Source organism: Thalassolituus alkanivorans, assembly GCF_020447205.1.
In the GTDB taxonomy this organism is placed as follows: Bacteria; Pseudomonadota; Gammaproteobacteria; order Pseudomonadales; family Oceanobacteraceae; genus Venatoribacter; species Venatoribacter alkanivorans.
Window position 1 is genome coordinate 323506 of record NZ_JAJAEL010000006.1, and the last position, 25274, is coordinate 348779.

28 protein-coding genes and 1 other RNA gene are annotated in these 25274 nt (G+C 49.6%); 17 read left to right on the plus strand and 12 right to left on the minus strand.

All coding sequences use genetic code 11. From position 1 onward, the window contains the following. Positions 1 to 7: 7 nt before the first annotated feature. Positions 8 to 1156, minus strand: a complete 1149-nt coding sequence (gene carA, locus LGT44_RS03370) for a glutamine-hydrolyzing carbamoyl-phosphate synthase small subunit (protein WP_230331227.1) — start codon at positions 1154 to 1156, stop codon at positions 8 to 10. A 610-nt stretch (positions 1157 to 1766) separates the two neighbouring features. Between carA and LGT44_RS03375 the strand changes: the two genes are divergently transcribed. Beyond that, positions 1767 to 2375, plus strand: coding sequence for a TetR/AcrR family transcriptional regulator (locus tag LGT44_RS03375; RefSeq protein WP_145466128.1), 609 nt, complete (start codon positions 1767 to 1769; stop codon positions 2373 to 2375). Positions 2376 to 2437: 62 nt separating this feature from the next. Here LGT44_RS03375 and dapB read toward each other — a convergent pair whose 3' ends face one another. The 4 genes from dapB to grpE all read right to left on the minus strand — a co-directional run bounded on the left by dapB (position 2438) and on the right by grpE (position 7228). Further along, on the minus strand, positions 2438 to 3241 hold the full coding sequence (gene dapB / locus LGT44_RS03380) for a 4-hydroxy-tetrahydrodipicolinate reductase (protein ID WP_145466130.1): 804 nt from the start codon (positions 3239 to 3241) through the stop codon (positions 2438 to 2440). Between the two features lie 105 nt (positions 3242 to 3346). After that, entirely contained in the window at positions 3347 to 4465 is a 1119-nt protein-coding gene (dnaJ, locus tag LGT44_RS03385) for a molecular chaperone DnaJ (protein ID WP_225693271.1), read from the minus strand. A gap of 163 nt (positions 4466 to 4628) precedes the next feature. Then, on the minus strand, positions 4629 to 6536 hold the full coding sequence (dnaK, locus tag LGT44_RS03390; RefSeq protein ID WP_145466134.1) for a molecular chaperone DnaK: 1908 nt from the start codon (positions 6534 to 6536) through the stop codon (positions 4629 to 4631). Positions 6537 to 6652: 116 nt separating this feature from the next. Continuing rightward, positions 6653 to 7228, minus strand: a complete 576-nt coding sequence (grpE, locus tag LGT44_RS03395; RefSeq protein WP_225693269.1) for a nucleotide exchange factor GrpE — start codon at positions 7226 to 7228, stop codon at positions 6653 to 6655. Positions 7229 to 7377: 149 nt separating this feature from the next. Here grpE and recN point away from each other — a divergent pair, with 149 nt between their 5' ends. Beyond that, a complete protein-coding gene (gene recN, locus LGT44_RS03400; RefSeq protein WP_230331228.1) occupies positions 7378 to 9051 on the plus strand; it encodes a DNA repair protein RecN in 1674 nt (557 codons plus the stop codon). 97 nt (positions 9052 to 9148) lie between these two features. Here the strand turns inward: recN and fur are convergent, their stop codons facing one another. Further along, positions 9149 to 9556 carry a ferric iron uptake transcriptional regulator gene (gene fur / locus LGT44_RS03405; protein ID WP_145466140.1) on the minus strand — a complete coding sequence of 136 codons (408 nt, stop codon included), beginning with the start codon at positions 9554 to 9556 and terminating at the stop codon, positions 9149 to 9151. Between the two features lie 113 nt (positions 9557 to 9669). Between fur and LGT44_RS03410 the strand changes: the two genes are divergently transcribed. Beyond that, entirely contained in the window at positions 9670 to 10068 is a 399-nt protein-coding gene (locus LGT44_RS03410) for an outer membrane protein assembly factor BamE (protein ID WP_225693265.1), read from the plus strand. A gap of 89 nt (positions 10069 to 10157) precedes the next feature. Here the strand turns inward: LGT44_RS03410 and LGT44_RS03415 are convergent, their stop codons facing one another. Genes LGT44_RS03415 through LGT44_RS03425 form a run of 3 tightly spaced genes read right to left on the minus strand, consistent with a single transcriptional unit; the run spans position 10158 to position 12372 of the window. Then, the gene (locus LGT44_RS03415) at positions 10158 to 10451 is read right to left on the minus strand and encodes an RnfH family protein (protein WP_225693263.1); all 294 of its coding nucleotides are present in this window, start codon (positions 10449 to 10451) and stop codon (positions 10158 to 10160) included. Then, complete coding sequence (locus LGT44_RS03420) at positions 10444 to 10875, minus strand: type II toxin-antitoxin system RatA family toxin (protein WP_145466146.1); 432 nt, start codon at positions 10873 to 10875, stop codon at positions 10444 to 10446. The genes LGT44_RS03415 and LGT44_RS03420 overlap by 8 nt, the downstream gene beginning before the upstream one ends. 21 nt (positions 10876 to 10896) lie before the next feature. Next, positions 10897 to 12372 carry a sodium-dependent transporter gene (locus LGT44_RS03425; protein WP_225693262.1) on the minus strand — a complete coding sequence of 492 codons (1476 nt, stop codon included), beginning with the start codon at positions 12370 to 12372 and terminating at the stop codon, positions 10897 to 10899. Positions 12373 to 12511: 139 nt separating this feature from the next. On the opposite strand from LGT44_RS03425, the gene smpB reads away from it, so the two are divergent. The 5 genes from smpB to LGT44_RS03450 all read left to right on the plus strand — a co-directional run bounded on the left by smpB (position 12512) and on the right by LGT44_RS03450 (position 16148). Next, positions 12512 to 12994, plus strand: a complete 483-nt coding sequence (smpB, locus tag LGT44_RS03430; RefSeq protein WP_145466151.1) for an SsrA-binding protein SmpB — start codon at positions 12512 to 12514, stop codon at positions 12992 to 12994. A gap of 121 nt (positions 12995 to 13115) precedes the next feature. Next, positions 13116 to 13471: a transfer-messenger RNA gene (ssrA, locus tag LGT44_RS03435) on the plus strand. 99 nt (positions 13472 to 13570) lie between these two features. Beyond that, entirely contained in the window at positions 13571 to 14263 is a 693-nt protein-coding gene (locus LGT44_RS03440; protein WP_230331230.1) for a GNAT family N-acetyltransferase, read from the plus strand. Continuing rightward, a complete protein-coding gene (locus LGT44_RS03445; RefSeq protein ID WP_230331231.1) occupies positions 14260 to 15093 on the plus strand; it encodes an ImmA/IrrE family metallo-endopeptidase in 834 nt (277 codons plus the stop codon). Before LGT44_RS03440 ends, LGT44_RS03445 begins: the two co-directional genes overlap by 4 nt. Further along, positions 15090 to 16148: a beta family protein gene (locus tag LGT44_RS03450; protein WP_230331232.1), complete on the plus strand. Its 1059-nt coding sequence runs from the start codon at positions 15090 to 15092 to the stop codon at positions 16146 to 16148. Before LGT44_RS03445 ends, LGT44_RS03450 begins: the two co-directional genes overlap by 4 nt. Here LGT44_RS03450 and LGT44_RS03455 read toward each other — a convergent pair. Genes LGT44_RS03455 through LGT44_RS03465 form a run of 3 tightly spaced genes read right to left on the minus strand, consistent with a single transcriptional unit; the run spans position 16124 to position 18300 of the window. Further along, the gene (locus LGT44_RS03455; protein WP_230331233.1) at positions 16124 to 16690 is read right to left on the minus strand and encodes a sce7726 family protein; all 567 of its coding nucleotides are present in this window, start codon (positions 16688 to 16690) and stop codon (positions 16124 to 16126) included. The two genes, LGT44_RS03450 and LGT44_RS03455, sit on opposite strands and share 25 nt — an antisense overlap. Further along, the gene (locus tag LGT44_RS03460) at positions 16680 to 17681 is read right to left on the minus strand and encodes a phage integrase (protein WP_230331234.1); all 1002 of its coding nucleotides are present in this window, start codon (positions 17679 to 17681) and stop codon (positions 16680 to 16682) included. The genes LGT44_RS03455 and LGT44_RS03460 overlap by 11 nt, the downstream gene beginning before the upstream one ends. A gap of 7 nt (positions 17682 to 17688) precedes the next feature. Continuing rightward, positions 17689 to 18300: a hypothetical protein gene (locus LGT44_RS03465; protein WP_230331235.1), complete on the minus strand. Its 612-nt coding sequence runs from the start codon at positions 18298 to 18300 to the stop codon at positions 17689 to 17691. A 147-nt stretch (positions 18301 to 18447) separates the two neighbouring features. Here LGT44_RS03465 and LGT44_RS03470 point away from each other — a divergent pair, with 147 nt between their 5' ends. From LGT44_RS03470 to LGT44_RS03510, 9 genes are all read left to right on the plus strand, one after another. After that, positions 18448 to 18663 carry a helix-turn-helix domain-containing protein gene (locus LGT44_RS03470; protein ID WP_145470698.1) on the plus strand — a complete coding sequence of 72 codons (216 nt, stop codon included), beginning with the start codon at positions 18448 to 18450 and terminating at the stop codon, positions 18661 to 18663. Positions 18664 to 18753: 90 nt separating this feature from the next. Continuing rightward, positions 18754 to 20553 (plus strand): replication endonuclease, encoded by a 1800-nt coding sequence (locus LGT44_RS03475; RefSeq protein WP_230331236.1) that lies wholly within the window; start codon positions 18754 to 18756, stop codon positions 20551 to 20553. Positions 20554 to 20583: 30 nt separating this feature from the next. Beyond that, the gene (locus tag LGT44_RS03480) at positions 20584 to 20865 is read left to right on the plus strand and encodes a G5P family DNA-binding protein (protein WP_230331237.1); all 282 of its coding nucleotides are present in this window, start codon (positions 20584 to 20586) and stop codon (positions 20863 to 20865) included. Between the two features lie 125 nt (positions 20866 to 20990). Further along, positions 20991 to 21146, plus strand: a complete 156-nt coding sequence (locus LGT44_RS03485) for a major capsid protein (protein WP_230331238.1) — start codon at positions 20991 to 20993, stop codon at positions 21144 to 21146. 187 nt (positions 21147 to 21333) lie between these two features. Continuing rightward, positions 21334 to 22449: a hypothetical protein gene (locus LGT44_RS03490; RefSeq protein WP_230331239.1), complete on the plus strand. Its 1116-nt coding sequence runs from the start codon at positions 21334 to 21336 to the stop codon at positions 22447 to 22449. Beyond that, entirely contained in the window at positions 22442 to 22714 is a 273-nt protein-coding gene (locus LGT44_RS03495) for a DUF2523 domain-containing protein (protein WP_230331240.1), read from the plus strand. The genes LGT44_RS03490 and LGT44_RS03495 overlap by 8 nt, the downstream gene beginning before the upstream one ends. A 2-nt stretch (positions 22715 to 22716) precedes the next feature. Then, the gene (locus LGT44_RS03500) at positions 22717 to 23637 is read left to right on the plus strand and encodes a zonular occludens toxin domain-containing protein (RefSeq protein ID WP_230331241.1); all 921 of its coding nucleotides are present in this window, start codon (positions 22717 to 22719) and stop codon (positions 23635 to 23637) included. Positions 23638 to 23780: 143 nt separating this feature from the next. Next, positions 23781 to 24179 carry an HNH endonuclease gene (locus LGT44_RS03505; RefSeq protein ID WP_230331242.1) on the plus strand — a complete coding sequence of 133 codons (399 nt, stop codon included), beginning with the start codon at positions 23781 to 23783 and terminating at the stop codon, positions 24177 to 24179. 34 nt (positions 24180 to 24213) lie between these two features. After that, the gene (locus tag LGT44_RS03510) at positions 24214 to 25065 is read left to right on the plus strand and encodes a phosphoribosyltransferase family protein (protein WP_230331243.1); all 852 of its coding nucleotides are present in this window, start codon (positions 24214 to 24216) and stop codon (positions 25063 to 25065) included. Positions 25066 to 25274: the final 209 nt, after the last annotated feature.

Sequence of the window (25274 nt, forward strand, 5' to 3'; positions counted from 1 at the left end):
TGTCCTGTTATTGGGCGGCCTTGGCAGCAACAATCAAATCAATAAAGTGGTCGAACAACGGCGCGACATCGCGCGGGCCAGGACTGGCTTCCGGGTGACCCTGGAAACTGAAGGCAGGCTTATCAGTGCGGGCGATACCCTGCAGCGTGCCATCGAACAGCGACTTATGGGTCGCCTTCAGGTTGGCTGGCAGAGTGCTCTCTTCTACCGCAAAACCATGGTTCTGTGAGGTAATCATCACCTTGCCGGATTCAAGATCCTGCACCGGGTGGTTACCACCGTGATGACCATGACCCATCTTCATGGTCTTGGCACCGGAGGCCAGAGCCAGCAGCTGGTGACCCAGACAGATACCGAACACCGGAATATTGGTTTCCAGAATGTCCTGAATCGCTTTGATGGCGTAATCACAAGGCTCCGGATCGCCAGGGCCGTTGGACAGGAAAACACCGTCCGGATTCATTGCCAGCACTTCAGAAGCCGGAGTCTGTGCCGGAACAACAGTCAGCTCACAACCACGCTCAGCCAGCAGACGCAGGATATTGCGCTTAACGCCGAAGTCGTACGCCACGACTTTGAATTTTGGTTCGCTCAGCTCGCCATAACCCTTGCCCAGCGTCCAGTCAGTCTGAGTCCAGCGGTAAGCTTCTTTAACAGTCACTTCTTTCGCCAGATCCATACCTTTCAGGCCCGGGAAAGCTTTGGCTTCGGCCAGTGCCTTCGCCACATTCTCTTCAGAATGCGCATCTGCAGCCGCCAGAATGCAGCCATTAAGGGAGCCTTTTTCACGCAGAATACGGGTCAGGCGGCGGGTATCGATATCGGCAATGCCCAGCACATTGCGCTCTTTCAGGTAAACATCCAGTGCCTGTTCACTGCGGAAGTTGGATGCGATCAGCGGCAGGTCGCGGATCACCAGACCTTTGGCATAAATGCCATTGGATTCTTCATCTTCGCTGTTGGTACCGTAGTTACCAATGTGTGGATAGGTCAGAGTGACGATCTGGTTGGCGTAGGAAGGGTCGGTCAGAATCTCCTGATAACCGGTCATGGAGGTGTTGAAAACAACTTCTCCCACTGACAGGCCTTCGGCACCGATGCTGGTACCTTTGAAGATACTGCCGTCCTCAAGAGCTAGAATGGCTGGCGTAGACAAGGCTAAATCCCCGAACAAAGAATAAACTTGCAGACTACCGCACCGGGCCGGAGGAGGTCAGAACCAGAATCTGCAGTCGTAAAAAAGCGGAATGGCGACAAATTGACTCCATCCCGCTTATGACTCGCTATGGACTGATAGCGGATTCCGGCGACAAAAAACGATCACCGCAGTGCGTGTATAAACTAACCCTAAATGATACTGAAAACAGGGTCTTGTGTCCATTAAAGGTGGTGGATTGTACGTTAACAGTGCACCAGCCGGCCGCATTCCGTATTTCCCCCATCCCTCACCTGCAAGCTGAGCCAAAAGCAAGCCAGACCGAGTACTCCCCGAAGGTCAGTAACACCAGGCAAGGCCCCTGAAATTTACTGATAACTCTGGTACTAAATAGCGAGTTACATAAGATTACATTCTGTAACATACAAATATACACTTAATATTACTTCACTCAGAATCAAATGAGTCATTTCATTGTTATCTATTGAGAGGGAAAACTACTGCCTGGCTTATTAACAGTTAAAGATATTTTTAAACAATTAAATATCTGACTGATAAGTCAAAAAATAAGGACAACAACAATTAAAACCAAAATGAAGAGGTCTGCCCCATGCCTGTAGCCGTAGATGGTCGTCGTCGTCTGCAACCGGAAGAGCGTAAGCGCTTATTATTAACCAATGCTGTTGAAGTATTTGCCCGCCGCGGAATCGGCCGGGGCGGTCATACAGAGATTGCCGAGATCGGTGGAGTATCCGTAGCAACGGTATTTAATTACTTTAAAACCCGCGAAGCTCTGGTTGAAGCCGTTCTGGAAGAAGTAGAAAACTTTCTGCTGAATCTGGCCGAGTCCGTTTACGCAGAAGAAGACAACCCTCTGGAAGCCATCCGTTCACACGTTAAAGCATTCCTGAATGCCTGCGAAGAAAACCCGGATTACATTAAAGTCTGGCTGGAATGGAGCGCTTCGGTACGTGATGAAATCTGGCCACAGTATCTGGAATTCCAGAATAAATTACTGGAGCTGATTGCCAAGCAAATCGACAAAGGCATCAAGAAAGGCATTCTGGAACAGGGTCTGGCGCCGAAAGAACGTGCCCGCTGGGCGCTTGGTAATGCCCAGATGCTGGTATCGATGGTATTTGATCCGAACGGCAAACCGCGCGGCATGGAAAAAATGGTCGAGCGAGGTTTCGATCATATGCTGGGCGTTAAAGCCTGAGGCCTGCCCCCCAGCCATAAAAAAGCCGCTCGTTGAGCGGCTTTTTTATATTCAGAAAGGTATCAGAAGCCCAATACATCCTGCATGTCGTACAGACCATTTGGCTGAGTGCTGACCCACTTAGCGGCACGCACTGCACCTTTGGCAAAGGTCATACGGCTTTGTGCTTTGTGCGTCACTTCCACACGCTCACCTTCGGTAGCAAACATCACGGTATGATCACCGACCACATCGCCGCCACGGATGGTTTCAAAACCAATCTGCTTCTGCGGACGGGCACCGGTGTAACCTTCACGACCATACACAGCCACTTCTTTTAAATCCCAGCCGAGGGTTTCTGCGACGACTTCGCCCATACGCAATGCGGTACCGGATGGCGCATCGACTTTGTGACGGTGATGCATTTCCACCACTTCGATATCGCTGTCTTCACCCATAACTGAAGCAGCCATGCGCAGCAGATTAAGACACAGATTCACACCAACCGAATAATTTGGCGCAAAGACAATGCTCATATCCGCTGCTGCAACTTTCATCTCAGCTTTCTGTTCGTCACTCAGACCGGTGGTGCCAATCACAATACTTTTACCGGCCTTACGGCACAGTTCGATATTGGCCATGGTGGCCGCTGGTGCGGTAAAGTCGATCAGCACATCAAACTGATCCAGCACGGCTTCAACAGAAGTTGCCGCAGCAACATTAAGCGTAACGCCCAAACCAGCAATAGCACCGGCATCAACACCCGCCAGCGGATCATCAGCCAGAACGATGGCTGCTCCAAGTTCTGCGTCGTCAGCATTACGGACTGCTTCGATCAGCACCCGTCCCATACGTCCGGCAGCACCGGTAATTGCAATGCGTGTCATGTAAAAATACCCAGACAGAATTTCAGAATGGCGCTAAGGATATAGCGATTCGGCAGGAGATGCGAGGCGCAGCCCGAAGGCCACGCCTGCAGGGTTTAAAGCTGCTCAGATTTCTTCAAAGAACTTCTTCACACCTTCAAACCAGCTCTTCTTCTGTGGTGAGTGTTTCTCACCGGTCAGAGAAGCCTGGAACTTCATCAGCAGATCTTTCTGCTCAGCATTGAGGCTGACCGGTGTTTCGACCTGTACACGGCAGAGCAGATCACCCGCCGGGCCACCGCGTACCGGCAGCACACCCTTACCGCGCAGACGGAACTGTTTGCCACTCTGGGTCTCTGCCGGAATTTTCAGTTTTACCCGGCCATCCAGCGTTGGCACTTCCAGTTCAGCCCCCAGTGCCGCATCGACGATACTGATCGGTACTTCGCAATACAGGTTACGGCCATCGCGATGGAACAGCTTATGCTCCAGCACACTGACCTGCACATACAGATCACCGGCCGGACCACCCATGGCTCCCGCTTCACCCTCACCGGACAAACGGATACGGTCGCCGGTATCAACACCAGCAGGAATTTTCACCGACAAGGTCTTGGTTTCTTCTTTTACGCCACGGCCATGACAGCTGGTGCAGGGATCATCGATCTGCGTACCCTGACCACGACAGCTCGGACAGGTCTGCTGTACCGAGAAGAAGCCCTGCTGCATACGCACCTGACCCGCACCATGACAGGTATTACAGGTTTTTGGTTTGGTGCCTGGCTTGGCACCACTGCCGTCACAGGTAGTACAGGCGGTCAGGGTTGGAATGCGGATCTTCTTCTCCACACCACGCACTGCTTCTTCCAGTGTCAGCTCCATGGTGTAACGCAGGTCAGAACCACGCTGCGGGCCACCACGCGGGCCACGGCCACCGCCGCCAAAAATATCGCCAAATACATCACCGAAAATATCGCTGAAGTTAGCACCGCCACCGCCAAAGCCGCCGCCGGCCTGACCATCCACCCCGGCATGACCGTACTGGTCATAGGCACGGCGCTTCTGCTCATCGCCCAGCACTTCGTAAGCTTCGGTTGCTTCTTTAAATTTGGCATCCGCATCTTTATCGTCCGGATTGCGGTCCGGGTGATATTTCATCGCCAGCTTACGGTAAGCTTTTTTCAGTGTTGGTCCATCGACGTCCTTACTGACGCCCAGAACCTCGTAATAATCTCGCTTAGACATACTTCACCTGTTTTTTTGTCTGCCGCCACAAGCTGATTAACGCTGGCGACAGGAACAAACCCAGCACGCGCACAGGCGTTTCTGAGGTGTGATAACAAAGCAAAACGCGACAGCTTCCGAAAGAAAACTGCCGCGTCCGCTTAACGACTGATGCAGCCGTTAATTACTTGTCTTTAACTTCTTCGAACTCGGCGTCAACAACGTCATCGTCCTGATTACCGGACTGAGCTTCCGCACCACCCTGCTGGGCCTGAGCCTGCTCGGCATACAGACGCTGAGCCAGAGAGCTGGACGCTTCAGTCAGAGCCTGTGTCTTGGCTTCGATTTCTTCTTTATCGGTGCCTTTGATCACAGCTTCCAGATCGGCGATGGCTTTTTCGATGGCGGTTTTCTCGTCATCGGTTACCTTGTCTTTCGCGTCTTCCAGAGTTTTCTTGGTTGCGTGAATCAAACCATCGGCGGTGTTACGTGCCTGCACCAGTTCTTCGAACTGACGGTCAGCATCCGCATTCGCTTCTGCATCAGCAACCATTTTTTCGATCTCTTCATCGCTCAGACCAGAAGAGGCCTTAATGACGATCGACTGCTCTTTACCGGTAGCCTTGTCTTTCGCACTCACGTTCAGAATACCGTTGGCGTCGATATCGAAGGTTACTTCGATCTGTGGCATACCGCGTGGTGCCGGCGGAATATCGGCCAGGTCAAAACGACCCAGTGATTTATTCTGCGCAGCCTGCTTACGCTCGCCCTGAACTACGTGAATGGTTACCGCAGTCTGGTTGTCATCGGCGGTTGAGAACACCTGAGATTTCTTGGTCGGAATCGTGGTGTTTTTCTCAATAACCGCAGTCGCAACGCCACCCATGGTTTCAATACCCAGAGTCAGCGGCGTTACGTCGAGCAGCAGAACGTCTTTAACATCACCGGACAGAACCGCGCCCTGAATCGCAGCACCAACAGCCACAGCTTCATCCGGGTTCACGTCTTTACGTGGCTCTTTACCGAAGAAGTCAGCAACGCTCTTCTGCACCAGTGGCATACGGGTCTGACCGCCCACCAGAATCACTTCGTCAATTTCACCGGAGCTCAGGCCGGCATCTTTCAGTGCGATACGGCAAGGCTCCAGCGAGCGGGTTACCAGCTCTTCAACCAGAGACTCTAGCTTGGCGCGGGTCACTTTCACGTTTAAGTGCTTAGGACCAGTCGCATCGGCCGTGATGTACGGCAGGTTGACGTCAGTCTGCTGAGAAGAAGACAGCTCAACCTTGGCTTTTTCTGCGGCTTCTTTCAGACGCTGCAGAGCCAGTGGATCGTTGTGCAGATCGATGCCGCTTTCTTTCTTGAATTCAGCCGCTAAATATTCGATCAGACGCAGGTCAAAGTCTTCACCACCAAGGAAAGTGTCACCGTTGGTTGCCAGTACTTCGAACTGTTTTTCACCGTCAACGTCAGCCACTTCGATAATGGAAATATCGAATGTACCACCACCCAGGTCATATACTGCGATGGTGCGGTCGCCGCCTTCTTTATCCATACCATAAGCCAGAGCCGCAGCGGTTGGCTCGTTGATGATACGCTTAACTTCCAGACCAGCGATCTTACCAGCGTCTTTGGTTGCCTGACGCTGGGAATCGTTAAAGTAAGCCGGTACGGTAATAACCGCTTCAGTTACTTTCTCGCCCAGATAATCTTCTGCGGTTTTCTTCATTTTCTTCAGAATTTCAGCAGAGATTTGTGGTGGCGCATATCTTTCGCCTTTTACTTCTACCCAGGCATCACCGTTATCGGCTTCCATGATTTTGTAAGGAACCATGGAGATATCTTTCTGTACTACGTCGTCTTTGAAACGACGACCGATCAGACGCTTAACCGCAAACAGGGTGTTGTTCGGGTTGGTGACGGCCTGACGCTTGGCTGACTGGCCAACCAGCACTTCGTCGTCAGCATAAGCAACGACGGAAGGAGTGGTGCGATCGCCTTCAGCGTTTTCAATCACTTTGGTTTTGTCGCCATCCAGGATTGCCACACAGGAGTTGGTGGTGCCCAGGTCGATACCGATAATCTTACCCATTTTTCAATTCTCCATTCATGGCAGCTTACGCTGCGTGAACTATTAACCGTTGTATTTGTGTTGCTTTCTATATAAGTCCGGGAAACAGGCTTTCAAGGCCCCCGGTAACAATAAAATCAGGCGCTTTCGTCGATTTGTGGTGCGCCTTTACTCACCACCACCATTGCCGGACGCAACAGGCGTCCCTGCAGGGTGTAACCTTTCTGCATCACCGCAATAACGGTATTCGGTGCGGCATCCGGATTCTCAACCATGGCCATTGCCTGATGGAATTCCGGATTAAACGCAGAACCAACCGGATCTACACTTTCCACCTTGAATTTTTCCAGACCGGCAACCAGGCCGCTCAGGGTCATTTCCACGCCTTCGCGAATCGCTTTTGTCGCTTCATCATCGGCAACAGCCGCAGCCAGCGCGCGTTCCAGATTATCGACGGTCGCCAGCATTTCGTTGGCAAACTTCTCAACGCCAAACTTATGGGCCTTTTCCACATCCAGCTCAGCACGACGGCGTACGTTCTGCATTTCCGCCTGAACACGCAACACCTGTTCTTTCAGCTCGGCCACTTCCTGCAGTGCGCCGGCAAGCTGATCATCAGCAGATTCTGTGGCAGTGGCATCCGCCGCATCCACCGGAGTTTCAGTGTCCAGTTGTTCCTGGAGTTCTTCTTGAACCTTCTGCTCTTCCGACATCTATCTTTCCTCGGTCACTATTTTCGAAACTGTCGGCTATATGGGGGACGAACGGATGAGATTCAAGGGCAGAGCTGCAACATTCTCTTGACAGAATCTTATACTGTATATAAAAACACTGTATATCCATTCAGATACGGAGCATGACCATGCTGGCTCATCTGTCCATTCATCAGTTTGCGTTAGTCGATCAGCTGGAACTTGAACTGCAACCCGGTATGTCGGTGATTACCGGCGAAACCGGTGCGGGTAAATCGATTCTGCTTGATGCGCTCGGGCTAACACTCGGCGAGCGGGCCGATGCCGGCTGTGTGCGTAACAATGCCGAAAAAGCCGAAGTGTCCGCCTCGTTCACACTGAACGAACAGGCGCGGTTATGGCTGCAACAGCGGGATATTCCCGCCGATGACGACTGGGTGATTCTGCGCCGTATTATTTCCGCCGAAGGCCGTTCACGCGGCTATATCAATGGTCGTCCCGCATCCGCCAACGACCTGAAAGACATCGGCCAGTATCTGATCGAAATTCACTCCCAGCATGCCCATCAGCGCCTGCTGCAGAAAGACACCCCGCGCCAGCTGCTGGATGCCTTTGGTGGGCTGCAGCTGCAGGCAACCGAGGTCGCCCTGGTCTGGTCAGAGTGGCAGCAACACGCCAAACGCCTTGCCATGCTGCAGGAAGAGAGTGCCGAAGTAACCGCCCAGCGCCAGCTGCTGACCTATCAGGTTGAAGAGCTGCGCCAACTGGCACCGGGAGAGACCGAGCTGGACGAACTGGAAGCCGAACATAAACGTCTGGCCAATGCCGAAAGTATGCTGCTTAACGGCCAGTATGCGATGGCTGCCTGTTATGGCGACGACAATGGCGAGCTGGCCGCAACCCAGCTGACCTATCAGGCCATTACCCGCCTCGATAATATCGACGACCAGCATCCGCTGCTGAACGAAGCCCGCGATTTGCTGCAACAGGCGCAAATCCAGCTGGAAGAAGCCGGTCGGTCGCTGCAGCACTACCTTGAGCTGGTCGATATCAATCCGCACCGGCTGCAACAGGTAGAAAGCCGCCTCAGTGACCTGTACAGCATGGCGCGCAAGCATCAGATTCAGCCACAACAACTGCACGCTTACTGGCAGGAGCAGGAAGAAGCGCTCGCCGGCCTGAATCTCAGCGACGAAGATCTGGCCGAACTGGAACAGCAGGTACAGGAACTGCAGGCAGAATACAGCACACTGGCACAACAGCTCAGCAGTGCCCGTCAGACCGCCGCTGCGCGCATGGACAGAGAAGTTGAATCACACTTTGAAGCACTGGCTCTGGGTCGCGCCCGCTTTATCACTCAGGTTGAAGCCGGCAGTACCGAGCACGGCAACAAACATGGCATCGACCAGATCGGCTTTTTTGTACAGACCAACCCGGGCATGCCCGGCGGCCCACTGGCCAAAGTCGCCTCTGGCGGTGAGCTGGCCCGTATCAGCCTGGCCATTCAGGTGGTAACCGCTGCCGTCAGCGAAACGCCTTGTCTGATTTTTGATGAGGTCGATGTCGGTATCGGTGGCGGAACCGCTGAGCGCGTTGGCCGCCTGCTACGGACGCTGGGCAAAGACAGCCAGGTGCTCTGTGTTACCCACCAGCCGCAGGTCGCTGCTCAGGCACATCAGCATTATCAGGTAAGCAAAATCAGTGGTGACAGCGCCACCCACACCCAGCTGCGTGAACTGAGTGAGAAACAGCGTTCAGAGGAAATTGCGCGGATGCTGGGCGGCGTTGATATCACCAAACAAACCCTGGCTCATGCGCAAGAAATGCTGGCGCTGGTCAGATAGACCGGTGCCAGCACAGCGATACTGATACGCAGAAGCGGTAACCGACAGACATAAAAAAAGCAGCCATTGGCTGCTTTTTTTATGTCTGTGCGCAGGATTATTTTTTCTTGCGTACGTACAGCACCAGGCTGTGCTCAACCAGATCAAAGCCGTGTTCTTCGGCAATTTCATGCTGCAGGCGCTCAATCTGCGCATTGGTAAACTCAATCACGGTGCCGTCATCAACGTTTACCATATGATCGTGATGCTCGCCACGCGCCAGCTCAAACACAGAATGACCACCATCAAAGTTGTGACGGGTCACCAGACCTGCACTTTCAAACTGGGTCAGTACGCGGTAAACCGTCGCCAGACCAACATCTTCGCCTGCTTCGATCAGAGATTTATAGACATCTTCAGCACTCATATGTGCGTCGATATTGGTTTCCAGAATGCTCAGGATTTTCACTCGTGGCAAAGTGACTTTAAGGCCTGCTTTACGCAACTCCACGTTCTGATCGGACATTGCTTTCCTCGAATATTTCACAGCAACTTGAATTATCGGGTATTATCGCGGGTCTAAGTCACAACGCAACAACTATGCAACTACAAACGCACTCAGAGACAACACCAATTATTATGCGAATCCCAATTCTGACCCTTTTACTCGGTTTTGCAACCCTTTCCGGCTGTGTCTTCCCTGGCGTCTACAAACTGAACGTGCAGCAAGGCAACATTGTGACTGCTGATATGCTGGAACAACTGAAACCCGGCATGAATCCCCGTCAGGTGGCTTATGTGATGGGCAATCCGGTGGTTCGGAATCCTTTTGAGCAACAGCGCTGGGACTATCTGTATACCCTTGAGCAGCGCGATAAGGTTATCAAAAATTACACCATCAGCGTTTACTTCGATGCTCAGGGAAACTACACCCATTACACCGGCACTCTGCCAGAGCAGGCTTTCAAAGAAGAAGATCAGCTGAAAACCCTGCCGACAGAGGAAAAATCGGTTAACACCGTGCCAACCGATATCTGAGATACACTCTCTTAAGCACAAAAAAGCCAGGCATCGCCTGGCTTTTTTGTGCTCTGTTTCTGCGCTCTCTGGCGCGGCGTGTAAAGCGCTTACTTCTGTGCCTTGGCCGCCCGGTTAGCCCGCGCCTGCTTGGGGTCAATCAGCAGCGGACGATAAATTTCTATACGATCACCATCCCGCACGACATCCGTTTCCGGTGCACGCGATGCTTTGCCAAAGATACCGAACTTCGCCTCCGCTAATACTAACTCCGGGAACTCAGCTTCAATTCCCGACTGGCGAGCAGCATCAATCATGCTCGTACCTTCTTCAACCTCAACGCTGAGGATTTTTTGCTTATGTGGTAAGGCGTACGCTACTTCTACACGAATCATGTCAGCCATAAATCTCTTTTGCTCGCTTAACAAAGGCATCCACCATCATATTGGCAACCTGTTTAAAAACTGCCCCCAGGGCCACACCCGCCAGTTTATTACCGACATCAAAATCCATATCTAAAGACACCTTGCAGGCTTCATCGGATAACGGATAAAAATGCCAGACGCCATGAAAGTGCGTAAATGGCCCATCCACCAACCGCATTTCCATTCGTTCCGGACGTTGCAGTGTGTTGCGGGTACTGAAGCTCTGATTAACACCCGCCTTGGCAATGGTCAGCCGGGCTTCAATAAAATCCTCACCTTCAGCCAACACTTCTGTTGCCTGACAACCCTGAAGAAATTCAGGGTAGCGGCGCACATCATTTACCAGATCAAACATCTGCTCTGCGGTATGCATCACCAACGCACTGCGCGTAATACTGGTCATTCGCACTCACTCTCCGCCGTCTCAGGAAAGGCCTTCAACAAAGATAATAAAGATCGCAACCGGTGAAATATAACGCACCATAAATCGCCAGATATTAAACAGCAGCGGGCTTTTTACCCGGGCTTCGGCAGCCACCGACTCACGCGACATAAACCAGCCGACAAAGATGGCGATAAAGACGCCACCCAGCGGCATCATGACGTTGGCAGTAATAAAGTCGAGCAGGTCGAAGAACGTCTTGCCCTTCACGCTGCGCTCAGCCCCGTCCGCCAGCGGCTCAGCATTCAGCTCTGTCGTGTTGGCGTACAGGTGGAATACCGATTCACTGCTCTGGATCTCTTCGCCGGTACTCGCGTCAGCCACGGTCGTGGCGATGGTTTCGGTTACGAAGAACTGCTCATCACCCCAATCATTGAATGACAATACCGAACCAATCCCCAGCAACCAGGCCAGGAAGCAAACACCAAAGGTTGCCTTGGCGCGGCTGAAACCATTCTCTACTGCCCAGGCTACCGCCGGTTCAGCAATAGAAATCGCCGAACTCCAGGCCGCAATGACGACCAGAACAAAGAATACAGTGCCAATTAACGTCCCGCCCGGTAATGCGCCAAAGGCGATAGGCAGTGTCTGGAATATCAGGCCAGGGCCAGATGCCGGTTCCAGTCCATGCGAAAATACGATAGGAAAAATAATCAGACCAGCAACCAGGGCGACCAGGGTATCCAGAAACGCTACCGCCAGAATAGTTTTACCCAGCGAGGCCTGAGCCGGCATATAAGCGCCGTATGCCATGATCGCGCCCATCCCCAGACTCAGGGTAAAAAATGCATGACCCAGAGCAACCACAACACTGTGGGTCGTCAGTTTGCTGAAATCAAAGGTAAAGAGAAAATCCCAGCCCTGTACAAAACCCGGCGTCGTGATGCTGTAGCCAAGCAGCAGAATCAGCATCAGGAACAGCATAGGCATGAGCAGGCGAACACTGTCTTCAAGCCCGTGCTTAACGCCACGGGCAATAACAAAACCGGTCATCAGCATAAAAAAGGTATGCAATCCGAGCAGCATCCACGGATCACTCAACAGTCCACCAAAAGACGCCTTTGCCACTTCCCCCGTTGCTCCGGCAAACTCGCCCGAAGCTAACTTACCGACGTAAGCGAGCGTCCAGCCAGCAATGACACTGTAAAACGACAGAATAAAGAAACCGGATACTGCACCCATCCAGCCAATACCGGAAAACAGCCGTGGGGCATTATTCTCGCGCGCCATCGCCTGCATGGTATGAATAGGGCTCATCCGGCCTTTGCGGCCCAGCAATACCTCGGCCATCATCACCGGAACACCAGCAATCAGAATACAGACCAGATACATCAGAACAAAAGCGCCGCCGCCGTTTTCACCCGTGATATATGGAAACTTCCAGATATTCCCCAACCCGACAGCCGATCCGGTGGCGGCCAGAATAAATGTCCAGCGGCTACCCCAAATACCGTGCATTCCGCGTTTGTCTGCGCTCATCGTTCTTTTTACCCAATCTTCAGTTCGGCGTATTGTCCGGGATTTGCCCCCTCGCCTCAACCCAAAGCAGCGCTACAGCTACTGCCTTTTCTACACTTCGTCAGTTATACTCGCGGCCATGAGTACCAAGAAAAAACCCAAAACAAATGGCGGCACGATCGCCCTCAACAAAAAAGCCCGTCACGATTACTTCCTGGAAGACAAACTGGAAGTCGGACTGGTGCTGACTGGTTGGGAAGTAAAAGCGCTGCGCGAAGGTAAATGTCAGCTGGTCGATTCCTATATCGTCATGCATAAAGGCGAAGCCTGGCTGAGTGGCGCCCTGATCACACCGCTGAAGCAGGCGTCTACCCATATCGTTACCGAACCGCGGCGTGAGCGTAAACTGCTGATGCACCGCCGTGAAATCGACCGCCTGAATCAAAAAATCCAGGCCAAAGGTTACACCTGCGTCTGCACTGCAATTTACTGGAAAGGCCCCAACGTCAAAGCAGAAATTGCTCTGGCCAAAGGTAAGCAGAGCCACGATAAGCGCGATGCATCCAAAGACCGCGACTGGGCCAAGCAGAAAGAACGGATCATGAAGCACACCACACGCTGACAGATGTCAGACAACTGTGGTAAGCTGACTCATCTTGTTTGCGGGCAGACAGGGGTTGAAAAACACCAGGCTGCCCTCATATAAGACACTAAGACCTGAGCAAGTAGCAGGCGACGAATTCGGGGATGATTAGGATTCGACGTTGATTACAAAGCTATGGGTGCATGCCGAGAGTGTATAGCGATCTCGTAAATAAACGTTATACATAGTTATAGTCGCAAACGACGAAACTTACGCACTAGCGGCTTAAGCCCGCTTACCTCCGAACTCGGGTTCCTGTAGCCGGGGGACGAGGGCGACGTCTTACAGGATCGCCCGGATGCTTCGCTCGGAGCTGAAAGGTTAAACTTAATCGAGCTCGTTCTGAACGGCCTGCCCCTCGGCCCGTGACGAACTAAATCAATAGAGACGGCTAAGCATGTAGATCCTCTAGTGGAGGATTGGCGGACGCGGGTTCAAATCCCGCCATCTCCACCATACAAATACAGGGTAAGCCAATAAAATCAAAGGCTTGCCTTACAAAGAAGAAGCAGCACGGAGTAGCTCCGCCTACATAGTGACTACAAAGGAGCAGTAGTGAGCGCGCTTGAATCAGGAACGATCGTAGATGCGCCGACAGGAAATCAAATTGATTACACTGTCAACCATGTGGTCGGAGTGACAGATATCTATCAACTGGCCACCCAGCTTCAGGTTGATTGGAGCATTTGGCGTGCCGGTGTATTCAATACTTTTGTTTTGCCTGTAATTCAACATGTAGATCAAAATGATCCGGCGGCTATAGCTAATGCCACTCAAGTTTACTACGACTATCTAGGCGAAGATGAACACTGGAATTGGGGCGAGAAGGCCTCTGTCCTAGCAGCCTCTCCTGAGTATGATTGGTTCACGCTAAGTACACCCGACGGCCGGACGCAAGCAATACTTATTGCCTACCATCCAAAAGCAAGCGAGATCGAGTCAGGTAAGATATTTTATATCGACTATGTAGCGGCCGCGCCCTGGAACAGAGGAATAGCCAGAGAACCTAAACCTCAAAGGCAATTTTACGGCTTAGGTTCAATAATAATGAAAGCGGCTGCCCGATATTATATAGCTGCGGGCTTAAAGCCGGGATTTTCACTGCACTCTCTTCCCAAAGCGGAAGAATTTTATTCAAAAATTGGCATGACGTGCCTGGGCAGAGATACCGGCAAGCAAAATCTACAATCATTCGAAATGTCACAGAAGAGTTGTAACGAGTTTATCAGCATGGGGATTGCATCATGACATTAGATGACTTCTACGTAGCCCCAAACGCAATGGAAAACTCTCGCGTTATGACCAGTTTTCTAACTGCGCTTCATTCAGGTGATTTAGACAAGCTGGTAAAATCTGGGACAATTAAAGACTACAGTGATGCATACGCGTTACTATGCAATTCTAGCGATGCCTTATTTCGCACATCATCTGAAACAAACGTTAATCACGCCATTTGGATTGCAAAAGCAAAGCAAAAAGCGATAACAATCTTACTCAATGAAAAGATACGGCCGTACAATCACGAAGATCTTCCGCAAGAGTTTCTGAGAACTACCGCCACTAAATCTTTCACGAATTCTAATATCTCAACTATAAGGGAATCCCTTATTTCAAAGGGAATTATATTTCTTTACGAACCTTACATTAAGGGAAGTAAAATTGATGGAGCGGTATTCAAGCTACCAAGCGGCAATCCTTGCATTGCCATATCTGGAAGATTTCAAAGAACAGACAGCGTCTGGTTCACCGCACTGCATGAGCTTGCACATGTAATTCTCCATTACGACAACCTCGACCAGCCGATAATCGATGACCTTTTAGAGTTATCAAGCGACAGAATAGAACGGCAAGCAAATTCTGCAGCTCGCGCCGCAATTGCTCCTGCATCTGCTTGGAGAACCCTCAGTTCTAAAGTAAAACCCAGCGAAAGCAATTTGATAGAAGATAGTAAAATTCTAAGCGTTCACCCAGCGCTCCTTGCAGGAATAATTCGCTTCGAAAGAAATGACTACACTATATTCTCGAAACAAATAAACAATCGCACGGATAACGCCACGATTCTAAAGGATATGGAATGAGCACAAAATATTACCCGTTCCTAAAATTAAAGCAGAATGAAGTAGCTGCCTTAGGATCAATATCAAGCAACATTCTCTCAGATTTAACTCCTCTTTTTGACATACCAAAGACGGAAAAAGAGAGCCCTACTACCGCGCAAACATCCGTAGAAAAAGGCATAAAATTTCTAAACAAGAGCTGGGACAAAAGCAAAAACCTACTAATCGACTGCAAAGACATTATAACACTCAGTGTAAACAATCAGCATATTTACGACTACACAATTAGTAGATTTAAAGAGGAAGGATTTAATTTTACACCTGTACTAGCTTTAAACAGAGACAAAGGACACAACGAGTGCGTACAAAAGCATCACACACAAGCCCCTTTCTCGAAGATTGCAATCAGGTTAGAGAGGTATGAAATAGATGACTTTTATACATGCGAGGCTGAGCTATCCGCACTATTAGCTCATTTTCAAGGGTGCAATATAACCATAATAATTGATATTGCAGTAATTCATGGTGAAAAAGATGCACAGCGCTTAATAACCCCACTGACAGATTTCATTCAAGACATCTCTACATCTAATACTATCAATTACTCGACCATAGTATTCACCAGCTCCGTCATTAGCGCTAACTTTAATGAACACACCCCAGCTAAAAAGTCATCAAAACTCCCAAGATTTGAATATTTCCTATATGAACAACTTCGCAGATTAGAAAGCAACCTAATATATGGCGACTATGGAATTGTCAGTCCAGAGTATAGCGACTCAGGCCTACCTATCGAGTTCATTTATCAAATGTCGACGCCAAAACTAATATACACAGGGCGAAATGAATACTATATATTTCGCGGAGGCAGTCTAAAGACAAATGGCAACAAGCAATACTTCAAACTTGCGAAAGAGATTGTTTCACTCGAAGAGTTCAGAGGAGCACACTACAGTTCAGGAGAAAAATTTATAGATCAGAAAAGCAAAGAAATTGGTAGCCCAAGTTCACAAGGCAACTGGTACAAATTCTTAAACGTTTCACATATAACCTACATAGTAAAGGATTTCTTATAATTCCTTTTTAAAATACAGCCATTGAAATAATTTATTGCATTTTTTTTAGACATACCACGCACACTCTCAACCAGCCTTTCTCTACTGTAGCGCCTAGGTGCAGACCGAAGGAACTCCAGAGAATAAATATCTGCCAATTCCTCACGCCAAAGAGTATAGAACATAGATTCAACCCTAATATCTTTATTACAAAGGCTTCTCTTAACCCTTTTAATAGCGACCCTCCCACCAATCTCTCTGGCTATCATAACCCCCCACCACTCCGGGATTATATCTACAATCTTATCCACATGCTTATCCGTTGTAACAACCGTTATTTTTTGAAAGCATGCGTTATAACTTTCGATTTGATTTTTCAACCTCGACAATGAGTCCAAGTCACTTTTGATTTCAAAGCAATGAGAAAATTCATAAATCGCAACAACATCAGCAATAGCACGGCCATTAATAACACCCAATTCGTCAACAACTACCTTGGGTTTATTCACACCATTTTTGAGAAATGCCTTTAAGGCCTCTCTGATCATTTTATCACTTAGCACAACACAGCCTTTGAAGTGGATTGAAACGAACGGCATCGAGAAGATGATCACTAGCCAAATGGGCATACCTCATTGTCACTGCAACCCCTGAGTGCCCCATAATTTTTTGCAGCGTCAATATATTTCCACCATTCATCATAAAATGGCTCGCAAAGGTATGCCTCAATACATGAGCTGCTTGCCCTTTCGGCAACTCAATACCTGATTCATCCAGCGCCCGTCTGAAGGCACTCAATGAAAAGCTGAACTCACCGAACCTCTCCAGGTGAACATAAATTTCGTTAAAAAGATCTTCAGCCACAGGAACACTCCGAGATTTACCGCTCTTCGTACCGTGAAAGCTTACCTTTCCATCGCGAACGTGACGTAACTTCAGCCCTTCCGCCTCACTCCATCTTGCACCTGTTGCCAAGCATATCTTTGTCAGAAGAAGTACGTGCGGATTCTGGCTGAATGATTCGATGGTACTTAAGAGGTGCCGGATCTGCTCGGTTGTGAGCCATGAAAGCTCACGCTCATCTATCTTGATCGACTTAATCTTGGCCAGAGGGTTGGAGTACTCAATCTCACCTACGTCGGAAAGATAGTTGTACACCGCATTCATATATCCCAGGTGATTGTTAATCGTCTTTTCGGAGATACCAGATTCGGTTTTATAACTCAGGTACGCCGTAAAGTTGGTAGCTTTCAGATCAATTCCCTTCGGATTCCCCAGCCACTCGGATATATCCAGCAAGCATTTTCGACGGCGCGGCCCATCTTTCAGATAACTGCCCTTCGCTTTGTACCAGATATCAATCAGCTCATTCAGATGCCGGGAGTCTCGCTTACTGGAATTCCAGTCCTTTCCCTGGTGAACAGCACTGAGCACAAACTTCTCAAATCGTGCAGCTTCCGTTCTGGTGTCGAACTTCTTCCGTACTCGTTTACCACTTCGGCCCTCAGGGTAAAGATCAACAAGCCACTTGTCGCCGTCTTTCTTAATGGTCATAACTTAGTCAGAAAACATTGGAAGTTGATCCAGGAATCAGCAGCTCAATAAAGTAGCGGCTGCACATCAGGTATTCACGGCTTTCAGCGCCGTACTCCGTCGATATCTCATTCAGATCCGCTATAGCCAGACTTCTGAAGAAGGTATCAATACCGTCTTTGCCTCCATCAGGAGAATAAGCAATTGCTTCACTGTACCTCCTGCCAATGTCAGACAGTGCTTTCTCTTGCCATTCCCGTCTTTGAGACGGTAACGGACTCGCTTGTCCTCCTTGCTCAAGATCAGCTATACCCGACTTATCAGAGATAAAAGCCAAAATCGTTTGAACATAGCGGTACTCTGATACCGCTGTAGCGTAGATCTCGCCTTTCTGAATAAAGTAATCATAGGTATCACGATTAACCGGACTCAATCCCGCGTTTTCATCACCTGTTACCAGCCAATAGCTGTATTCCGGATAAGTTGCCCCCAGGTACTCGATGTGTGATGAGTTCATGCGTTGCTTTCCCCTGAACGCATTACTCCAAACCTGTTTTGAGATTCCACTCCCCTTTTCAAGCTCGCCTAAAGAGACCCCCAAGGACTGAACCAGAATCTTGGCACGCGCTTCAATGCTCATTCTTTCACCATGTAACAAAGTGCTGGATAGTGAAATTAAATCATAAGTTTACTAAAAACAAAAACAAATGGTTGACATAAGACCAATGAGCCATCAAAAATAAACAATATAGACACAAAATTCGTAAACAATAGATACGAGATTCCTATGGAAGACATCCAATCCACTAGCCAGGCAGGCGTTCTTCAGTTAGGGCCAGTTGTAACCAAAAAGCTGTTCTCTCAGCTCACGGGTCTGACGGAAGAGACTATCAGGGGAATGATTGATCGTGGCCATCTGCCAACCGTGAAGATCGGCAAGCACCGAATGGTCAATGTCGCCTTGATTACGAAAGAAGCGCTTGAAGCAGAGTTTGAACGTTAAGAGCGGCCTTACCAGCGCCAACTGGTAAGACCTCCAAGGGTGCGCCAACACCCTCAGTTTGTCCCGATTCGCTAAAAAAGGAACGCAAGAATGGTATCTCAACCACTCAGTCGTGGCCAGTTTGTCGGCCATGATCGCCATTTACATTCAGATCATGAGCTCTTGGGCTTTGGTACCCATGAGTGCGCTGTGTTCCGTGAGCGTTTCTTCACCAAATTCTTTCCATTGGCTTCAGCAATCAAAGCTGAGTATCTGGACATTGCTCTGAAGCAATCCCATGTGCAGGCGAATCTACGCTTGCTTGACCTTGATAAAACGCTTCAGATCCGGGACTTCAACCTGCTTTCAGATCCTGAACAGGTAACGGAGTTTGCCGGTAAGCTGGCCTCAATCTGCCTTGGTATTGCTAATGGCTTGAGCACCGAAAGCGCTTACCAGTCCTGTTCTGAACTCGCTCTGTCATACACCCTCACACCACCGGCCCCCGAAAACCACTCAAATAATACTGAGGCCTGTCTGGCTCGGCTCTGCTGCGAAAAGTGGTGGAAACGCAATTTGATGCGGCTGAAAAAGACTACGGTAGAAGCCGTGTCCCGTGAGCTGAAGCAGGTTCACAACCATGCCGTTCCTTATTGCTCAACGATTTCACTGAATGAGCATCGCAAGCAGAAACTGGCTAACCGTGCATTCCTGCAAGCGCAAATCGCAGTCAACGAACTTGATCAGGAATACACACTCGCTGAGCTGTCAGATTTGGGGGTATCCAATCCAGCTATCCGCCGCCTGGAACTGATTACCCGCTGTAAGGGATACGAAGTTCTCGCCAAAGAAATGGGGCATGAAGCCCTGTTTGTGACATTCACAGCACCCTCTCGCTTCCATCGTATGACCAAAATAACCGGTGAGTCCGGCAAGGTAATCAAGGTCGTTCCCAATGGGAAATTTGATGGGTCAACGCCACGCGACACACAGGAATATCTGTGCTCTACCTGGGCAAAGATTCAGGCCAAATTCCACCGTGAAGGTATTCGCCCTTATGGCTTTCGCGTTGCAGAACCTCACCACGATGGCACACCTCATTGGCATTTCCTTTTATTCGTTCAAAAAGAACGCAGTGAGGAACTGGTTTCAATCTTCCACCGCTGGGCACTCAAAGATTCACCTGACGAAAAGGGTGCAGCTCAACACCGCGTGAAAGTAGAAAAAATTAAAACTGGTATCAATCCGGCAACCGGGCGGGAGTACTCCGCAACCGGCTACATCATTAAGTACATCAGTAAAAACATCGACGGCCACGGAATCGACAACGATGAACAGGCCGCAAAAGACAAAGACTGGAACGGTAAGAACCCATACGAAACGGCTGAACGAATCGAAGCATGGGCCAGAACAAACCGCATTCGCCAATTTCAGCCCATAGGAGGCCCAAGCGTGACGGTATGGAGAGAACTCAGACGCCTGAGCGAGCAGGAAGGTGTCGTCGAACAAGTTAGACAAGCTGCTGACGCTGGTGACTGGGCTGCATTCGTAAAAGCCATGGGCGGCCCGAATATCCCACGCAATGAGTATCTGGCACGGCCTACTTATGCCTTGTCGGAGAAGCTGGATTTTGCCACGGGCGAGATTACCGAAGTCACCCACACCCGTTATGGCGATGAAGCCAAAGAGCGTGTTGTGGGCATTCTGATTCACGGTATTACGGTCTTAAGCCGAACCCACTTCTGGCAGATCCGTGAGAACGAGAAGGTCATCAAAGCCCGCCAGAAGATTATGGACGGTATTGCCGACATTCTTGAAGAGATCCAGGAACAGAATCAACAGCTTCCTGTGTCATTGCACAGCGTCTACATGCAGCAGGCGCAGCCTGCTGCCTTGGACTTGTTTCAATAACTCTACGCCAACCACCATGAGGTAAAAACCATGTTAAACATCAGCATCATTGACGGCCATCATCAGGCCCAATCCCGCAACACCAGAAACGGAATCCGTTACTTCCAGGAGGCTTACGCTCACCTGGGCGGTGCCTTTCCTCAACAAATTGAAATCCCACTCCGCAACCCTGCGGATGCCAAACCTATTGGTGAATACACACTCGATGTCAGCACCTTTCAGGTAGGCCGCTTTAAAAATCTCGAACTGAATCCGTTCGAGCTGCGTTTAAAGCCTGCTGAAGCCCCTCGCGCGGTTTCAAAGGCCTCATAACGTGTTTCCTGAAGTTGACCCCGCACAGGCCATTGAATTCGTTCAAGCGGTGGGTCTTCTCTGGGCTTCTGCCTGGGTAATTGTGCAAATCAAAAAAGCAATTTAACTCTCATTGGAGAACGAAAATGGAAGAAACAACCACTTCAACTGCGCTGGATCTGACCTCTGTTACCAACACGATCACTGGATCTTTGGGTGACGTGCAAACCGTTGGTCTGGCAATTCTCGGCGTAATCGTCGGTATTGCTGCCTTCAAATGGATTCGTCGCGCAATCGGCTGATTCCTTTTCACGGTTATCGGGGCGCTCGCGCCCCATTTTCTATAAGAGCTTGATTATGGATTGTTTAACAGCAGCAACACTTCAAGAAGTTTTAGAGCCGTTTCTTACGGCGCAAATTTCTCTTGTATGTACTTGCTTAGCCGCAATTGGCATAGCCCTTTTAATAGATAGAATGGACTAATATGGAATGGTTTCTTTATATCGTGGTTATGCTTGTTGCCTTTTATATTTTATTTCGCTGACCGCATTCGCGTTTGTCGATACCTCATTATTTCCCGGTGCAAATACAGTTCCCACAACAGATGGTAAAACAGCACGAGTCGCTGGTGTAACATCCATCAATACCAGTACAAAGAACGCCAGTCTTGTACTGGATCTTCGTGATAAATACGGAAACCCCATCAGAGTTTTCAAAGAGGCGCGTTTCAGTTCTGCCAAACTAAAAACCTACGTCAAAACCTGTGTTAAGAATCCAGTATCCTGTGCAGCGTCAGCGGCGCTCACGTCTGCATTGCTTTACTACGGTTACACGCTTACCTCAGATGGTGAAATTGTGTTGCCAGGCAATGCCGGTACCTATCCTGAATGTGTAGAAAAGCCGTACCCCTGGAATGACGAAGGTGGCGTCGTCACCGCCAATGGGCCACTACCGTGTGCGACAGGCCCAAACTGGGCTGGCAAGTATGTGCTGTATACCTTTGAACCCTACCCACAAGATCCAGATGCCCCCTATAGCGGCGATTTACCCCAAGGGGTTGTCCGCATGAACGGGTATGTTTATTCACCTTCACTGGGTGAATATGCCGAACTTAAAGTCCACTATCAGAACTGGTATGACACTGCGCCTGTTCAGCCTGCAACGGATGAAGAACTATCAGAGGAACAAGCCACTGAAATCGCTCTTCAGAACCCTGAAATGCTTCAGATAGCTCCAGGTGTTTACGCAGACATATTTGAAGCTGTAGAAGTTGCTGAGTCTGCTACAGATGGCGATTTTTCTGGAACTCCGATAGATCCTGACCCCACCGATACAGACAACACCGAACCCTCAGAGCCGATGATTGGCATGGATTACGTTGAAGAGGAAACGGTGGATCTGTCCGAGTATTTTGACTTTGGTATTGGCTGGCTACCAAAGACCTGTCCTGCGGATAAAGATCTTCTCACCATTGGCGATAAAACCTTCACCTTCGAGTATGGAACACTCTGCTCATTACTTACGGATTACGCTTCTCCCTTGATCCGCTTTGGCGCTGTATTGAGCTTTATTGCCATTATTTTCGGAGGTATCCGCAATGAGTAGCTTGTTTCTCCATTTCACAGCACTGGTTGCTGGTCACGTAGTTGCAAGGATCTTACTTGCTCTGGGCATATCCTTCGTTACGTTTCAGGGCCTGGATTACATCTTGTCCAAGGTCGTGATGCTGGTGCATGACATGTTTACCGGCTTACCTGCCGATGTTGCCGCTTTACTGGGATTGGCTGACGTCGATCTCGCTATCAATCTCATTGTATCCGGGTACACCGCCCGAATTACGATGATGTCACTACGTCAGATGAGGCTCTGATCATGATTCATCTTATTACCGGAGTTCCCGGTTCAGGTAAGTCTTTGCTGGCCGTCGAGTTGCTCTATAAAAACTCAGTATCCGACAAAATCAGACCCGCTTATTCGAATATCAACGGTCTTGATACGGAGGCACTGCGCTGCTTTGAACTTGAAGACGTTGAGCACTGGTTCGACCTTCCAGACGGCGCCCTGATTGTTATCGACGAATGTCAGCGCTGGTTCCGTCCACGCCCTAACGGGTCGGCGGTTCCCGAATACATCAGTCGCTTTGAGACACACCGGCATCAGGGATTGGATATTATTCTGATCACACAGCACCCTGGGCTGATTGATCGCAACATTCGTAAACTGGTTGAGTTGCATCAGCATATGTACCGCGCATTCGGCATGAAGCGCCGCACCGTCTTAGAGTGGAACACCTGCAACGAAAGTCCTGAACCCTCTCACTCCGCATCAGATGCAGCTAAGAAGCAAAAGCCATTTGATAAAAAGCTTTTTCAGTTCTACAAATCTGCAACCGTCCATACTCATAAACTTCGGCTTCCGTGGAAATACATCGGCCTTGCAGCCGGATCAGCTCTTTTCGTTTCGTATTGCATCTATAGCCTTTGGCATTCAATGAACGAAAAAATTGATTCCAGCAAACCCAAACAGAGCAGTACTCCGGCAAAAACTGAAGTAGTCACAAAACCTCGGCCAGGTAAGCAACCCTCTGTGACCAATGATAGTGAACTTCAGTATCGTGGTTTTCAACGTAGCGGCGGTCAGCTGACTGTCTTCCTTGAAGATCCAACGTCAGGACAGTATTTCACACTCCAGGACTTTGACGGTTACAGACGTCAGGGGGTGGATATTGTCTTTTACATTGCAGATTTCAACTATCGGGTAAGAGACAGAGATTTACTGGCACTTCTGCCCTGATAGCGGGGCAGACGGGCGCTTGCGCACGTCTGACACGCTATAGGGCGTCAGAACTCAGTTTCGCAAGCGAAACTCAACTGTATGTATTTGTATGTATAAAACATACATACACCATACATACGCCCAAATAAGGAGATAAAACCGTGAAAGTTGAAACACTGCTACACCGTCAGGGCGGCCTCTGCTTCTACTGCCGCTTGCCACTGCCGCGCTACGCGGCATCCATAGAACACGTCATTCCTCAGAACATGTCCGGTGCTGAAGGCTTCAACAATCTTGCGGCCTGTTGCAAGTCGATGAACTCACACCTTCAGGGCATGTCACCCAAGCACAAAATTGAGCTCCTTCTAAATCACTGGGGTGGCTGCCCTTGCCCTGATCAGTCACTACGTAACCCAACATCCGGCACCATGCCGGTGTTGTTCACTGACTTCGATGATCCAGGTGATCCCTGCAACACCCACAATCCTATGGCGTCTGTAACTTCGGTAGATCTGCCCGATGACCCTCTATTCCTGATTGACCAGCCCCGCGGCGACTGAGCGCCTACCGGGGGTATGGGGGCGGTAGCGCCCCATGTCCAATTCTGTGCAACGAAGTTCATACTCTCTTTTCATGGTAATATCCGCCATCGCCAAATTGGACAGGGGATGTAAGTTGGGATTTAAGGTAATTGGGGATGAAGTCACCGTTGATCATATTATCAACGACTATGCAATAACAGAAATCGCCGACAACCCGGTTTTTGAGGATCTCAACGGCTTCAAGGTCTACTCTGCATTCAGAAGAACTCGAACCAAGCGAAAAGGCTCAGGCAATAAGGGTGATAATTGCCCATTGATATACGCACTAAAGGGGCTGGAAGACCTAACCGTTAAGCGGTCTACCATCTCTCAACTCGTACCGAATTTCCGTAGTATTCTCGAACGCTTTTCATCGCATACGGCGTGCCAATGGGATCTCATCGTTTGTGTCCCATCGTCATCACCTATAGGGCACATCATCGCCAAACGAGTTGCTAGGGCGACAACATCCTGGGAAGGGATCATTGCAGTTGATGCTCTTCAAAAGACTACGATTTGGGATGCTAGAGTGCAACTAAACACCTTATCAGATATCGCAAAAGGAGATAAGTCAACTCTTTTTAATAACCTAAAATTCCAAAGAGCCAAAAACAATGATGACTGGACAGCCCCATATTCTCTGAAAACTGTGCCAACCAAGTTACGCCACTACCTGCGAACTCTAAAACATCAGAAATCGTATAAGTCTTTGAATCCTAAAAACATTCTGATTGTTGACGACATAGTCTCTAGCGGCACATCCCTGACTCAAGCGCATGCGCTCATAGCGGCGAAATATCCCAACGCTGAAATCACCGGCTTTACTCTCTTCAGTAGCTCCAGTAGGGGAGTACGAGGGATTTGACTATTAGGTGGGGCACAGCTATAGTGACGCCATGGAGCTGGACTAAGCCCCCTAGCTCTCAAAAAGTAAACAGGGGTCCGCGCCGCGCGTGTGTAGCCAGACTGTAAGGGTCGAATTCACAATAGTTATGCAGCGGATAACGACACTAAGCCCTTCAAAGGCTTAGATGAAAAACCTGAAGATGCTCAAACATCTTCAGGTTTTTTTTT

Bases quoted from the DNA above. Each gene is read 5' to 3' on its own strand.
- smpB (WP_145466151.1), top strand. From the start codon at position 12,512: ATGAGTACCAAGAAAAAACCCAAAACAAATGGCGGCACGATCGCCCTC.
- LGT44_RS03425 (WP_225693262.1), bottom strand. From the start codon at position 12,372: ATGCACGGTATTTGGGGTAGCCGCTGGACATTTATTCTGGCCGCCACC.
- LGT44_RS03465 (WP_230331235.1), bottom strand. From the start codon at position 18,300: ATGAGCATTGAAGCGCGTGCCAAGATTCTGGTTCAGTCCTTGGGGGTC.
- dnaJ (WP_225693271.1), bottom strand. From the start codon at position 4,465: ATGTCTAAGCGAGATTATTACGAGGTTCTGGGCGTCAGTAAGGACGTC.
- grpE (WP_225693269.1), bottom strand. From the start codon at position 7,228: ATGTCGGAAGAGCAGAAGGTTCAAGAAGAACTCCAGGAACAACTGGAC.
- LGT44_RS03510 (WP_230331243.1), top strand. From the start codon at position 24,214: ATGTCCAATTCTGTGCAACGAAGTTCATACTCTCTTTTCATGGTAATA.
- recN (WP_230331228.1), top strand. From the start codon at position 7,378: ATGCTGGCTCATCTGTCCATTCATCAGTTTGCGTTAGTCGATCAGCTG.
- LGT44_RS03485 (WP_230331238.1), top strand. From the start codon at position 20,991: ATGGAAGAAACAACCACTTCAACTGCGCTGGATCTGACCTCTGTTACC.
- fur (WP_145466140.1), bottom strand. From the start codon at position 9,556: ATGTCCGATCAGAACGTGGAGTTGCGTAAAGCAGGCCTTAAAGTCACT.
- LGT44_RS03375 (WP_145466128.1), top strand. From the start codon at position 1,767: ATGCCTGTAGCCGTAGATGGTCGTCGTCGTCTGCAACCGGAAGAGCGT.
- LGT44_RS03450 (WP_230331232.1), top strand. From the start codon at position 15,090: ATGAGCACAAAATATTACCCGTTCCTAAAATTAAAGCAGAATGAAGTA.
- LGT44_RS03500 (WP_230331241.1), top strand. From the start codon at position 22,717: ATGATTCATCTTATTACCGGAGTTCCCGGTTCAGGTAAGTCTTTGCTG.
- dnaK (WP_145466134.1), bottom strand. From the start codon at position 6,536: ATGGGTAAGATTATCGGTATCGACCTGGGCACCACCAACTCCTGTGTG.
- LGT44_RS03475 (WP_230331236.1), top strand. From the start codon at position 18,754: ATGGTATCTCAACCACTCAGTCGTGGCCAGTTTGTCGGCCATGATCGC.
- dapB (WP_145466130.1), bottom strand. From the start codon at position 3,241: ATGACACGCATTGCAATTACCGGTGCTGCCGGACGTATGGGACGGGTG.
- LGT44_RS03420 (WP_145466146.1), bottom strand. From the start codon at position 10,875: ATGACCAGTATTACGCGCAGTGCGTTGGTGATGCATACCGCAGAGCAG.
- LGT44_RS03445 (WP_230331231.1), top strand. From the start codon at position 14,260: ATGACATTAGATGACTTCTACGTAGCCCCAAACGCAATGGAAAACTCT.
- LGT44_RS03460 (WP_230331234.1), bottom strand. From the start codon at position 17,681: ATGACCATTAAGAAAGACGGCGACAAGTGGCTTGTTGATCTTTACCCT.
- LGT44_RS03480 (WP_230331237.1), top strand. From the start codon at position 20,584: ATGTTAAACATCAGCATCATTGACGGCCATCATCAGGCCCAATCCCGC.
- LGT44_RS03415 (WP_225693263.1), bottom strand. From the start codon at position 10,451: ATGGCTGACATGATTCGTGTAGAAGTAGCGTACGCCTTACCACATAAG.
- LGT44_RS03490 (WP_230331239.1), top strand. From the start codon at position 21,334: ATGGTTTCTTTATATCGTGGTTATGCTTGTTGCCTTTTATATTTTATT.
- LGT44_RS03410 (WP_225693265.1), top strand. From the start codon at position 9,670: ATGCGAATCCCAATTCTGACCCTTTTACTCGGTTTTGCAACCCTTTCC.
- LGT44_RS03470 (WP_145470698.1), top strand. From the start codon at position 18,448: ATGGAAGACATCCAATCCACTAGCCAGGCAGGCGTTCTTCAGTTAGGG.
- LGT44_RS03495 (WP_230331240.1), top strand. From the start codon at position 22,442: ATGAGTAGCTTGTTTCTCCATTTCACAGCACTGGTTGCTGGTCACGTA.